10 protein-coding genes and 1 riboswitch are annotated in these 13,375 nt (G+C 50.2%); of the genes, 7 read left to right on the forward strand and 3 right to left on the reverse strand.

The features are described from left to right. Positions 1-9: 9 nt before the first annotated feature. Both NST07_RS12720 and NST07_RS12725 read right to left on the reverse strand, forming a co-directional pair. Positions 10-1,131, reverse strand: a complete 1,122-nt coding sequence (locus NST07_RS12720; protein ID WP_342481694.1) for a saccharopine dehydrogenase NADP-binding domain-containing protein — start codon at positions 1,129-1,131, stop codon at positions 10-12. After that, the gene (locus NST07_RS12725; RefSeq protein ID WP_341092144.1) at positions 1,128-1,859 is read right to left on the reverse strand and encodes a methyltransferase; all 732 of its coding nucleotides are present in this window, start codon (positions 1,857-1,859) and stop codon (positions 1,128-1,130) included. Before NST07_RS12725 ends, NST07_RS12720 begins: the two co-directional genes overlap by 4 nt. 129 nt (positions 1,860-1,988) lie before the next feature. Here NST07_RS12725 and NST07_RS12730 point away from each other — a divergent pair, with 129 nt between their 5' ends. Beyond that, positions 1,989-3,062, forward strand: coding sequence for a helix-turn-helix transcriptional regulator (locus NST07_RS12730; RefSeq protein ID WP_342481695.1), 1,074 nt, complete (start codon positions 1,989-1,991; stop codon positions 3,060-3,062). Between the two features lie 52 nt (positions 3,063-3,114). Here the strand turns inward: NST07_RS12730 and NST07_RS12735 are convergent, their stop codons facing one another. After that, positions 3,115-4,245, reverse strand: a complete 1,131-nt coding sequence (locus NST07_RS12735) for a KamA family radical SAM protein (protein WP_342481696.1) — start codon at positions 4,243-4,245, stop codon at positions 3,115-3,117. A gap of 139 nt (positions 4,246-4,384) precedes the next feature. Next, positions 4,385-4,520: riboswitch (cyclic di-AMP (ydaO/yuaA leader) on the reverse strand. Between the two features lie 897 nt (positions 4,521-5,417). Here NST07_RS12735 and NST07_RS12740 point away from each other — a divergent pair. The 6 genes from NST07_RS12740 to NST07_RS12765 all read left to right on the forward strand — a co-directional run bounded on the left by NST07_RS12740 (position 5,418) and on the right by NST07_RS12765 (position 13,348). Next, positions 5,418-7,790 carry a PEP/pyruvate-binding domain-containing protein gene (locus tag NST07_RS12740; RefSeq protein WP_342481697.1) on the forward strand — a complete coding sequence of 791 codons (2,373 nt, stop codon included), beginning with the start codon at positions 5,418-5,420 and terminating at the stop codon, positions 7,788-7,790. A gap of 86 nt (positions 7,791-7,876) precedes the next feature. Continuing rightward, complete coding sequence (locus tag NST07_RS12745; RefSeq protein WP_341092154.1) at positions 7,877-8,452, forward strand: TetR family transcriptional regulator; 576 nt, start codon at positions 7,877-7,879, stop codon at positions 8,450-8,452. A gap of 152 nt (positions 8,453-8,604) precedes the next feature. After that, entirely contained in the window at positions 8,605-9,615 is a 1,011-nt protein-coding gene (locus NST07_RS12750) for a LacI family DNA-binding transcriptional regulator (protein WP_341092158.1), read from the forward strand. A gap of 171 nt (positions 9,616-9,786) precedes the next feature. Beyond that, positions 9,787-10,710: an ABC transporter permease subunit gene (locus NST07_RS12755; RefSeq protein WP_341097636.1), complete on the forward strand. Its 924-nt coding sequence runs from the start codon at positions 9,787-9,789 to the stop codon at positions 10,708-10,710. A gap of 14 nt (positions 10,711-10,724) precedes the next feature. Further along, positions 10,725-11,612, forward strand: a complete 888-nt coding sequence (locus NST07_RS12760; protein WP_341092161.1) for a carbohydrate ABC transporter permease — start codon at positions 10,725-10,727, stop codon at positions 11,610-11,612. Between the two features lie 83 nt (positions 11,613-11,695). Further along, a complete protein-coding gene (locus NST07_RS12765; RefSeq protein WP_341092163.1) occupies positions 11,696-13,348 on the forward strand; it encodes a sugar ABC transporter substrate-binding protein in 1,653 nt (550 codons plus the stop codon). Positions 13,349-13,375: the final 27 nt, after the last annotated feature.

Here is a 13,375-nt window from a genome sequence, read left to right on the forward strand (position 1 = left end):
GGGAACCTCTTACTGCGAGCGGACACCGGACCAGAACGTAAGCCCGTCAAGGGGGTATTCGGCCCTGCCGGAGGCTCCGGCTGCTGAACTTAAGGAGAGCTGCGTACCGTTTGCCTGGAGCTTGAACAGCTGTTCAATATGATGTATTCCCGCCGGATGGGTTTCCTCATATACACTCAGGGCAACCCCGGCGGCCACTCTGGCAGTGATTACGGATTCCCGTATTCCTTCGATACCTGCTTCCATGACAACAGCTTTACCGCCCCGAACACCATAAGCATCGACTTTGACCGCATATTGTTCTGAACCCAGCCGAAGTTTGCCGAAAGCCTGGACTGTGAGCTTGCGGATGACTTTGTTGCGGAAGAGGGCGGTTAAGCCAATTTTTCGCATAAGAGCGATGCCGGAGGTGGCCGCCCGGGAATCAAAGCATAAACGTGTAGCGACAGAAGGGACCTTCAAGGTATAGGGCAGAATCTGCTGATCGGAAAAAGGGAAAAGGTATGTCTTGCGCGTTCCCGGCGTACCACCGAAATTCACCTGCTTGCGTTCCGTGAAGCTCCTTGCGGCAACCTTGCGTCCTTGCTCCACACGCTCAAAGGCAGAGCCGAGACTATCAACCGTCCATTCCAGGGCAGCTTGGCCGTGACTGTCGCCCAGACCCAGCATGATGGAGATGTCGATGCGCTCACATCTATCCAGTTCATTCACCGCTTTGAGGGATAGCAGATTGGTTAAGCCGGGAGCAAGCCCCACGCTTAGAACAGCTGTACCCTTGAGCCCGGCTGCTGTGTCTCCCAGGCTCTGAAGCAGCCGGAAGTATTCCCCATTTGCCGACACATCGACATAATGGGTTCCGCTGCGCAGACAAGCCTCCGCAAACGAGGTATCCTGCTGATCCAGGCACATGACCACCAGCTTGGTCCGCTTCAGCAGTTCTTCATCTATCGCTTCTCCCACACTAAGCCGCAGCGGCTTCACTTTGCCGCCACTCGTCCTGCAGAATTGTTCCGCACGTTCCAGGCTTCGGCCCGCCGCATATACCACTCCAGGATGCTGTTCTCCCAGAAGCCGGCAAATTTCTGCGCCGACATGGCCATACCCGCCGACAACCACTATATCTGTTTTCATTCCGCAACCTCTTTTCCGTGCTTCACAGCAAACCAGCCATCAATCAGATAGGAGCTGAAAAAGCGGGTGACACCGGAGAACCCGCTGCTTGCGAGCAACGCTAGAAGTTCATATTCCGGAATGGGGAAGGAGGTTTCACCGATGGAATGCTCGAACCATTCGCATTCCTGCCCGGAAATCCCGCCAGCCAGCATGTGGTTTTTCCACGCCTTCAGCGGCAAGGACCCGGGGATAGAACGGACGTCCCCGCTTAAGGTTGCCACAACCAGTATCGCCCCCTCCTGAAGCCGGCTATGGATTTCTTCCAGCATCCGCTGCTTCTGTCCGGTTTCCTTGAAAAAGTGAAGCACCAGCATGCAAGTGGCGGCGTCAAACAGCTTGTTCTTGTCCAGTTCATCAACCGTGCTTTGCTGGAGAGTGATTTCAGCGGCCAGCTCCGTGCGCTGCATCCGCTGCCGGGCAAGCTCAAGCATTGCCGTTGACAGATCAATGCCAGTCAGCCGCCAGTGCTCATGCTGAGCGCCGAGGGTTATCAATTCTTGACCGCCTCCGGCCCCGACAATCAGCAGGTCTGCCGGAGTTTCACCGCCGAGGTGTGCACTCAGCAATTGCTCCATGATGTCATAGAGCAGAGGATACCCCGGTATTTTTGCAGCGATTGTTGTCTCGTAATGCTGAACATCGGGATGCTCCCAGTCTCTGGCATGATGTAAATGTTTCTCTTGCATGATATCTGCTCCTGTCTCTATAGCTTGAATGTGAGTTCTCCTGATATATAATAAGAATTATTACTAATTATCAGGATTAAACACGGAATAGGCTATCCCACATATGTGGGATTTGGAGAGGACATCAGGATGAGCGAGGTTCTAAAAGGCTTGAGGACGCTGGAAATCAACCGGCAGGAGATGAGAATGACATCTCCGCAATATAGGGAGGCGGTAATCTCCAAGCTGCGGCAGTACATTCCGTTTACCGCTGCCTGCTGCACTACCGTGGACCCGCATACGCTGCTGTCCACCGGGGCGATCACAGAGCAGGGTCTTGAAAATCTGCACCCGCAGCTGTTTGAATACGAATATCTGCATGAGGATTATATGAAATATGAGCAGTTGGCCGCTGCGGCAGTGCCGGTCGCCTGTTTAAGTGGTGTAACGGAAGGGCAGCCCGGGCGGAGTGAACGTTACCGCAACGTACTCCAGCCTGCGGGCCTGGGCGACGAGCTCCGGGCTGCGCTGGTTGAAGGCGGTGGCTGCTGGGGGTTCTTAACCTTGTTCCGGTCACAGCACGAACCTCCTTTTCAGGAGCGTGAGTGTGCAGTGATATCATCTGTTGTTCCGCTGATTGCCGGCGCACTCCGCAGCTATGCCTCCGAGCCCCCTCTGGGACGGATGGATACCGCACCGGAGGACAGTGGAATCATGATTCTGACGGACCAGCTGCTTCCGGTCAGCGCGAACAGTGCGGCTCAATATTGGCTGAACCGTCTGCAGCAGCTGGAACGGCTGGATCACGGTGTTCTCCCCCGGCCGGTCAACGCCGTATGCCTGCGGGCACTTGGTGAGAATACGGAACCAGGAGGGTTGCCTTCGAAGGCGAAATTATGCCTGCGCGTCGAGGATGGGGCATACTTGACAGTTACGGCCAGCAGGCTTGAAGGCAGCGGCAAGAAGACGGAGCTGGCTGTTGCTTTTGTCTATGCCAAGTCCTCGGAGATCTTCCGGCTGCTGGCCGATGCCTGCCAGCTGACCGCGAGGGAGAAGCAGCTGGCCGAGATGCTCTCCCGCGGATTATCCACTAAGGAGCTGGCAGAGTCGCTGCATATTTCTGCGTACACCGTACAGGATCACCTGAAATCCATCTTCTCTAAGACCGGCGTTTCCAGCCGGAGAGCGCTCATCAGCAAGCTGTTCTCACAGGGGATGGAATAGCCGGTAAACACGCTAAACAGTCCCGATGCTGACAAGGGGACTGTGCTGGCTTTTATAGGAGCTGCGGGATCTGGGAAGTGGAAGCAGGATGGGTCCAGTGCTTCTCGCTCCCGGGAAGATCATCGAACCATTCCGCATCCGGTGGACATTCCAGGATCATAAATTTGCCGTACTCCTGCGCTCTGGACTGATGGTATTTCAGATAGGCCTTGCCGTCTTCAATCGCCAGTATCTCGATTTTACCGGAGGAATGGCTCATGGATAGACGGACTCTCTTACCCAGACCTGAGGTTCTGGCCTTGGCTTCCTCAACAATGTTGTAGACACGCTCCAGCGGCAGAACGAACTCGCGGTTGCCGGCAATGGGCCGGTTCACGAAGAAATAATAGGGAGTGACTCCGGCCCAGGACAGCCGGTCGAGCAGTTCTCCGAGTACCGCCGGATCATCGTTGATGCCTTTCAGCACCGGTGTTTGATTAACCACGATTGCCCCGGCATTATGGAGTGCTCTGAATGCTTGTTTGGCTTCGGGCGTAATTTCCCGGGGATGATTAATATGCGCCATGACGTAAATACGTTTGTCCTCCGATGAATAAGTACGGATTAGTTCCAGCAGTTCTTCGTCCTGATAAATGCGCATGGGATTAAATACGGGAATTTTGGAGCCCAGCCGGATAATCTTCACATGGTCAATGGATCTCAGGCTTTCGATGATGAAGCGCAGCTTAGAGGTAGAGAGAATCAGGCTGTCTCCGCCGGTAAGCAGCACATTATTGATCTCTGGATGATTCCTGATGTATTCCAGCCCAGGAGCCACATCGGTTTGTGCTTCCTTCACATCATTGCGGAACAGGCGCTTGCGGAAGCAGTAGCGGCAGTAAGCTCCACACACCTCGGAGACAATCAGAAGGGCCGTTGTTCTGTATTTGTGCTGACATCCCGGCACTACATAATTCATTCCCTCATCGGATGCATCCCAGCAGCCATACTCCTCAAGTTCACCTTCACTTGGAATGACGAGCCTGCGGATCGGATCACCCGGGTCGTCCCAGTCGATCAGCGACAGATAATAGTCATTGACCCGAAAGGCAAATTTGCCGGTGATCTCCTTCAGCTTTTCTTTCTCCGTTTCAGACAGCATGGCAACCTTGTTGATATCCGTTATGTACCTTACCTTTTGCACTTGCATCTCTCCTTGGTCTCATAGTGTGAGAAAAAAGGGAGCCTTGAGGTCGATAGCCAAACTGCTGCCAGCAGGGTCATGAGAATACAAAAAAGAGACCCTTAGCAAGGGTCTCTGGTTATGAATATACCTAAAAAAGCAGACCCATCCACTACTGACGAGGTTAGCTGACGGACTCGGGTAAGATGGTACCCTACATTCTGTGAATGATTCGCCCCAAAAGACTGGTTCCCCCGCTTTCCTGCCAAAGGCTGGAAATTAAGCGTAGGTAAAGTATAACCCGGGAAGTTTTGAAAAGTCAAAGCTAAACTTGCCCGCGGCAAGGGATACAGGACCAAGCCAAATCATCAAAAAATTGAGTAGGGTGAGTTGTTCCTGCAGCTCCGAAGGCTGATCTTGTTCATGACTTGAAATAAGACAACCTCCTTCTGGAATGTTAATATCTCGATGGGCTAGATATTACCTATCGGAACCATTGATATATTTTGCAAAACAAGTTCAAAAAAAGTGTGGAACACAGTGATTGGACCAACGGTCCGGTCGCGGAGTATTCGCACCAAGTGCTCATGTTTATCCTGTTCACCAAACGAAGGTGTTCTTAGCAGCCATTTCATAACTGCTGAGAACACCTTTTTTGTTGACGGAATTAATCAACTAGAGCATGTCTTCAAATTGGAAGAGCTCTGGAGAGTAAAATCCCTGTTTATTCTCTTTTGCGGACCCAGGCGACCTTACTGCTCTGCATTCTCTTTAAAAACGTCCATCAGGGAGAAATAACTGCGCTGGAGTCCGTTGTCTCCTGTAACAGGATAAAAGCCCCAAATAAGTGCAACTCGGTCCGTTTGTACTCAGAGCCAAGAATACACTTTCCAGTCGCACACACAAGCCTTCGAAAGAAGAGCGAAGTCTTTGAAACACCGAGACGTAAGCCTCCACCGAAAAAACTACCTGGTGGCGAAACGCCTTTCTCCGCGTGTGATCAGAAAATGGCACTGTACCCATGATTCCTTAGGGCATACAGCAGCAGGTTTTGACGGGGAAGCGGTTTGAAGACACGCCCTAGATAGATGAAGTAAAGCTTGACGTTTAATACAATAGTGGAATAAAGTATTAAATGAAACTTAATATCAAATTAAATAAAGTTTCAAATATATCAAAAGGAGCAATTGGATATGGGACAGATGATCCGAGGATTCGCCGAGCTAAGCCCGGAGCAATATGTCGAAGCAGGAGGTAAGGGAGCGATGCTCTCCAGAATGCTTCAGGCGGGATATCCTGTGCCGGAGGGATTTGTTGTCTTTCCTTCGGCCTTTGAAAGCGATAAATTAAAGGAAGAGGCTTGGACTGAAAGTGCAGCCAGGTTGCAGAAAATCCGCATGATACATAAGAATGCACGATTTGCTGTCAGATCTTCGGCTTTAAGTGAAGATTCGGCGGAGGCATCTTTTGCCGGGGAATTCGAAACGGTGTTGAACGTGGAAACAGATGAACAGATTCGTGAAGCGATGTACACGGTGTATCACTCAAAGGATAGCGAACGGGTTCAAGTCTACAGCTCCATGCAGGACATGGACTCCTCCCATAAGGTTGCCATTGTCGTGCAGCTGATGATTCACTCGGAAATCTCCGGAGTCCTGTTCACCGCTGACCCCATAACAGGCAGCCGCACGGTTCTGCCGGGGAATTATGTCTATGGGCTGGGAGAACAGTTAGTTTCAGGCGAGAGCGACGCATATTCCTTCACGCTGGCAAGGAACCGGGGCAGATATGAAGGCCCGGGTGAGTTCAAGCGGTATGCAGCCAAGTTATACCGGTATGCATGCCGGCTGGAGAAGGAGCTTGGAGCTCCCCAAGATATCGAGTGGGCGGTCGCAAAGGGGCGGGTCTACCTCCTGCAGACGAGACCGGTTACGACCTTGAACCCGGGAAACCGCAATACATTCGAGATCAACGACTCGCTGGCTGGTGATTTTCTCTGGACCAATACCAATGTGGGCGAATCCATCTCCGGTGTCTTAACTCCTCTGACCTGGTCTATCCTGCGCTCCCTGGATGAAGAGTACAATATTATTCCGGGGCATTATGTGATGTCCGGCAATATTTGCGGAAGGGTGTACACTAATGTTAGTCTTTCGGTATCGATGTTCTCGGCATTTGGACTGAATACCAAGCCGATATGGAAGAAAATGAGCCGGGTGTTTGGAGAGCTTCCTGAAGGCATGGCTCTGCCGGTATATCCATTTACCAAACGGGAGCTGCTCAAGACTGTGCTTCCCAAGATGATGCATAGTATGAAACAAATTCGCCAGACCGTTAGAACCCTTCCGCAGTTCCTGGAAGATTCACCGGAGTGGTGCAGACGGCTGACAACCAGACTCCAAGCGGCAACAACCCGGGAGGAACTGCTGTCACTCTGGAGGCAGGAGCTGTGGCCGCAGAATGTCACGGCGCTGTGGTCGGCGCTGGAAGCGCCCTCTGCCCAAATGCAGAAGTTTGAGAAGCTGCATAAGCAGCTTAGCGAGGCGGCCGGAGAAGAAGAGGCCAATAGGCTGCTGTCCAACGCCGGGGGCTCCGTAGAGCTGGAAAGCCTGGGGCCGCTGATCGGAATCTCCAGAGTAATAAAGGGAGAAATGAGCCGGAAGGAATACCTTGTGAAGTATGGCCACCGGGGACCGAATGAAATGGAATTATCGTATCCTGACCCGGGAGAAGATGACGCGTGGCTGGACAAGCAGATCGCTGAGTTCTGCAAGGCCCCTATGGACGTGGAGGACATTCTGCAGAGACAGCGGGTCCGGAGCAGAGAAGCCTTGAAGGCGTTCGAGCAGCAGTTCCCGGCAAAGGCCAAGCGGATTGCCCGGCGGATAGAGGCAGCGTCAGAGGGCCCGCGCCTGCGGGAAGCCGTCCGTTCCGAATGGACCCGAACGATGCGGGTGAACCGCGCATTTGCGCTTAAAGCAGGTGAGCTTGCGGGAATAGGAGAGGATGTTTTTTTTCTATATCTGGATGAGATTCTGGATTGGCTTGCCACAGGTAATCTGACTGCTGTACAATATTTTTCTGCACGCAAGCAAACGTATGCAAGGTATCAGTCATTGCCGCCGCTGCCTTCGATGCTCCGGGGACGTTTTGAACCGTTCAAGTGGGCCAAGGATCCGCAACGGCGGCTGGATTACTACGATGCTTCCCGACCGGTTCCCTTATCTGAACACCCTCATGGCGAAAGGCTGAAGGGTTCTGCCGGAGCCGCTGGAAGGATTGAAGGGCGGGTGCGTGTACTGGCCAAACCGGAAGAGGGAGAGCAGTTTCAAGCCGGTGAAATTCTGGTGGCTTCGACGATTAATGTAGGCTGGACACCGCTGTTTCCGAGAGCTGCGGCCATTATAACCGACATCGGTGCGCCGTTGTCGCATGCGGCTATCGTAGCCCGAGAATTGGGTATCCCGGCTGTTGTCGGCTGCGGTTGTGCGACAGCAAGACTGAAGACAGGCGACCGTGTAATTGTGGACGGAGGACAGGGAGTAGTAGAACTTATTGTGAACTGACATATGGAAATAAGGGGAAAGTTCATTACAAGTTAATTTTAACAGGACAGGATGTGTGTACTATGCCTACAGGCGGGAAACGAAACATGGGATTGCGTGAACGTAAAAAGGCGAAGTCCATGGCAGAGGTTCAACGGCATGCCCTGCGGCTGTTCCGTGAGCAAGGCTATAAGTCAACCACTGTGGAACAGATTGCCGAAGCTGCTGAAATTTCCTACAGCACTTTTTTTCGCTACTTCTCAAGCAAGGAGGATGTGCTGACCCGTGATAATTATGATCCTCTGCTCGTGTCTGCCTTTGAGGCACAGCCGTCCGAACTTAGTCCGCTCCAGGCGCTGAAAAATGCCATGATGTCCGAGGTAGTAGATATGTCGGAAGATGAGCTGGCTACGATGCGCGAACGGAATCAGCTTGTGATTGCGATTCCTGAGCTGTGGTCAGCGATGATGAACAGCATGACGCAGATGATGCAGCTGATTGCGGAGATGGTAGCGGGGCGTGTTGGCCGTCAGCCGAATGATCTCGCAGTTCGCACTTTTGCGGGAGCGGTCATCGGTGTGAACATCTCGGTCATGCTTCATTATGCAGAACACCCGGAAGAGGATTTCGCGGCAGTGTTGGATGAAGCGCTGAGCAAGCTGGAGGATGGACTGCCGTTGTAAGCAATTGCTTCTATTTGTGGAGAAGTAGGGTTTCACCAAGCCCTTCGGTTTGCCGGAGGGCTGTTAATGTTTTCAAATTAGCTATTGAAATGAAAACGGTTTTATGATAATTTTAATTTATAAAAACGTTTTTATAACAAAGGACGAATTTCATGGCAAAGATAACAATCAAGGACGTTGCCAGAGAGGCTGGCGTCTCAATTTCTACTGTGTCCAACGCGTTGAATGATGTGGATGTGCTGAGTCCGGAGACTAAATCTCATGTGCTCAAGGTTGCTCAGCGGTTGAATTATATTCCCAACCTGAACGGCAAGCTGTTAAAGTCCGGTACGACCAAAATGCTCGGGTTCTTCACTACAAGTGTTACGGGTCCATATTTTTATAAGCTGGTTGAAACCATGGCCCGTGAGTGCGACCGTTTAGGATACGGACTGAATGTGTTTGTTACCAAAGATAAACAAGTAATTATGAGCAATATCCTGGGCCGGCGCGTGGATGGGGTCATTATTTACGAAGAACTCAAAATTGATGACGATGACATTAACGTGATGCTGAAAGACAAGATCAAGACGGTATTCCTGGACCGGGTGATCGAGAACGAAACGATGGGCAGTGTGATATTCGATTCCTATATCGCTGGCTATGAGGCTGCCAAATACTTGATCAATCTCGGGCACAAAAAAATTGCTTACATATCCGGGGTGGATACGATGCTGGACAGTGTTCAGCGTAAGGAAGGATATCTGGCAGCCCTGCGTGAGGCACGACTGCCGATTAAGGATGAGTATATTCTGCAAGGTTATTTTGAGGAAGAAAGTACTTATATTGCCGTGAAATCCTATCTCCACCTCAATCCTGACGATATACCCGATGCCTTTTTAGCCGGAAATGACGTGAGTGCGATGGGATGTATTCAGGCATTGAAGACCTATGGCTACGAAGTCCCCTCGGACATCAGCGTAATAGGTTTCGATGATATTGATATCGCTCCGTATTATTCACCACCGCTTACCACGGTGCGCAATCAGATCGCCAGACAAGGAATTATGGCCATAGACCACCTGGTCCGTATGATTCAGCAGAAAGAGCAGGGACAGGCACAGAAATTAGCCGGGGAGCTGGTCGTGCGGGGTTCTAGTCAAGTGAAGATCGGCCGGAATTAAGCAGAGATAGAGTGCAACAAGGGAGCAACAATTCCGGACTCTTTTTATAATTATGCGCTAGGGGGTTTTTACTGTCAAAAATAAAAACGTTTTTATAGCTTGGACTTTCATACGAGGGGAGTGCGGAATGTGAATAAATTAGCCACCATACCGTCAGCCGGGAAGAGATCAATGGGGCAAAAGATCAAAGAATTCGTGGTTGATTATAAGAGACAATGGGAGATTCAGTCCATGGTTCTCCCGGGCATCATTTTTATGATTATTTTTTGCTACATTCCGATTTACGGCTTGTCTATTGCCTTTAAGAATTACACGGTCATTGATACGCTGGATACTGCTCCTTGGGTAGGATTGGATAATTTCAAAATCATTCTATCCGACAAATACTTCTGGGACGCGGTCATCAACACCTTGGGAATCAGCTTTCTGAAGCTGGCCATCGGTTTTGTTATTCCCATCATTCTATCCATTATGATTTATGAATTGAACATGGGACGTTTCAAGAAATTTGTACAGACCATCTCCTATCTGCCGCATTTTTTGTCCTGGATCGTGCTCGGCGGCATGCTGATTACCTGGTTCTCGACTACCGGACTGTTCAACGAGCTGCTGCTTAATCTGGGGATTATCTCGAAGCCGCAGAACATTCTGCTGGATGCCGGGAAGTACTGGTGGATTGCCACCTTGTCGGATATCTGGAAAGAGGCAGGCTGGGGAACGATTCTGTATTTGGCCATCATGTCCAAGATCGATCCTACCTATTATGAAGCAGCCAAAATTGATGGCGCAGGCCGGATGAGACAAATCTGGAATATTACCTTGCCTAACATGAAGCCTATTATCAGTCTAAATCTGATCTTAACTGTAAGCGGTTTATTGGGATCAAACCTGGATCAAACGCTCGTACTCATGAATTCGCAAAACCGGGTTAAAGCGGAAGTCATCAACTCCTACGTGTACCGTATGGGGATGACACAGGGGGATTTCTCCTATGCTACCGCCGTCGGGCTGGGCGTATCCATTGTATCGGTGATTCTGCTGCTGACCGCCAACCAGATTACCAGCAAATTGAATGACAATCAATCAGTCCTATAGAAGGAGGCCTTCCCATGAATCGAAAGGCGGTTAAGGAAGATCTCGACAGCCGAATCTTCGATGCCATTAATATAACGCTGCTAGTGCTTGTTACCGTTGTTATTCTAGTCCCTTTGTGGAATGTCATTATTTCTTCACTCAGTTCAGGCCGGGCGCTGGCGGAAGGCGGGTTTATATTCTGGTCCAAAGAGTTCTCAATGGAAAATTACCGCGCCGTCTTCCGGGACAGCAGCATCTGGCAATCTTTTTTTATCTCGGTGTCCAAAACGCTGATCGGCGTCATTACCCATGTATTTTTCTGTGCGATGGTCGGTTATGCGCTCAGCAAAAAGTATTTACGCGGCCGCAAGCTGTACGTGGCTATGGGCGTCATCACCATGTTTTTCTCGGGCGGGATGATTCCAACCTACCTGCTGATCAAATCCCTGGGGATGCTCGACAGCTTCTGGGTCTACATTATTCCCGCACTCTTCAGCTATTACGATGTTGTCATACTGATGAATTTCTTCAGAAATGTGCCGGATTCGCTTGAAGAATCAGCCAAGATCGACGGCGCTGGCGATTGGCGTGTTTTTCTCAAAATATTCATCCCGCTGTCCATGCCAGCTATGGCTACGATTGCCTTATTCAACGGTGTCGGACAATGGAACGACTTCATGACAACCAAACTTTATATTACCGATCAAAACTTATATCCGCTGCAAATGAAGCTGTATGAAATTATTGTGCAGTCTCAAACGCAATCCATGCAGAATATCGGAGGATCAGCTGTGATCGAAACGACCACCAAAGGGGTTCAACTTGCGACAATTGTCATTACCACCTTGCCGATTGTTGTAATGTATCCATTGCTACAAAGGTACTTTATCTCTGGCATGATGATGGGGGCGGTAAAAGAGTAGAGGTCACTTGCAGAGCAGTAGAGAAAAAAGCAGACAGTTGTGAAGTCTCAAGTAAGCGTTTACAAAAAATGGGAGGTTACACAATGGACAAAAAGATGAACAGAGCATTCGCTACAAAAGGGCTCAAGCTGTGTATTTCACTGATGGCTGTCATGCTGGTAGTCAGCGGCTGCGGATCAGGCGGCAATTCCAAAAGCGGATCTAAAAATAACATGGTATCCATAGAAGACCGTTACACACCGGACCCGGAAAAACCGGCATGGACGCTGGACAAAAAGGAAGAAACCACTGAGCTTACCTGGTATGTGAATGCAGACTGGTGGAACACCGATTTCGGCAAGGATGTAGTGACCAAGAAGATCAAAGAGGATCTGAATATTAATATTAAATTCATTACCGGTGACGATACCAAATTAAACACATTTTTTGCCGGCGGCAAAATGCCGGATCTGTTGACTATCTTTGACTCGAACTCCCAAATCGTGCAAAAAGCCGCAAATTGGGCGGTTCCGTTAAATGATCTGGCCGAAAAATATGATCCGTATTTCAATAAGGTTGCAGCCCAGGACACGTTGAACTGGTTTCAGTTGAAGGATGGCAAAACTTATGGCTACCCGAACTATTCCAATACGCAGGCCGATTATGACAGCGGTAACATCCCGGCCAAAACCGCATTTATTGTGCGCAAGGATGTATACGAAGCACTTGGAAAGCCAAGCATGGGCACCCCGGAAGAATTCAAGAGTGTACTGGACAAAATCAAAACACAGTTCCCGGACATGATTCCTTTCGGCTTCAACTCTATCGGTGAAGGCAGCGGATCCCTGGGCGATGTGCTGCAGGACTTTATCGGGGTGCCGCTGGAAGACAGCAATGGCGGATTCTACAACCGCAATTTGGATGAAGATTATCTGGCCTGGCTGAGAACGCTTAATGCCGTCTACCGGGACGGGAATATCAGCGATGACAGCTTTGCCGATGACGGAACCGCTTTTGAGGAAAAAGTGAAGTCCGGCAAATACGCTACCATTTTCCTTGACGGCACACCTCAGCAAGGCGGCAATCTGCAAATCTTCATGAGCGGCAACCCGGGCAAGGAGTATATTGCCATTGACGGTCCGCAAAGCACTGTTGGAAATCAGCCAACCCTGAATCAGTCCGGGATTACCGGCTGGATGATCAGCTACATTACAAAAGACAGCAAGGATCCGGCCAAAGCCATTCAGCTGTTCACCTACCTGCTCAGCGAAGAAGGCCAGATGCTGATGAACTACGGTATTGAAGGCGAAACCTATAAGAAAAACGATCAGGGCAAGGTGGAATTGCTGCCTGCCATTAAAGACCTGCAGCTCAACAATGCGGATAAATTCAAGAAAGACTACCGGATGGGTGAATTTATGTTCTTCGGGCATGACCGTCATAAATCTATCAGCGACGACGCATTCCCTGAATCTATTAAACAAATGCAGGAATGGGGCAAAGGCAAGCTGAAACCGCATTTCATTCTTGAGAACATTAACCCTGACCAAGGTACCCCGGAAGCACGGGCATTGACAGCAATTAATACGAACTGGAACACAGCGCTGGTAAGCATGATACGGTCAAAGAGCGAAGCCGAGTTCGACAGTATCCTTGCAGGCTACAAATCCTTCCTGGATGCCAACAGCTGGGATAAGATCGTGGAAATCCGCAGTGAAAAGATGAAGCTGAACAAAGAAAAATTGGGCATAAAATAATCTGTGAACAAGCCTGAGTCCGAAATA

It is taken from the genome of Paenibacillus sp. FSL L8-0340 (assembly GCF_038593145.1).
Taxonomy (GTDB): Bacteria; Bacillota; Bacilli; order Paenibacillales; family Paenibacillaceae; genus Paenibacillus_AQ.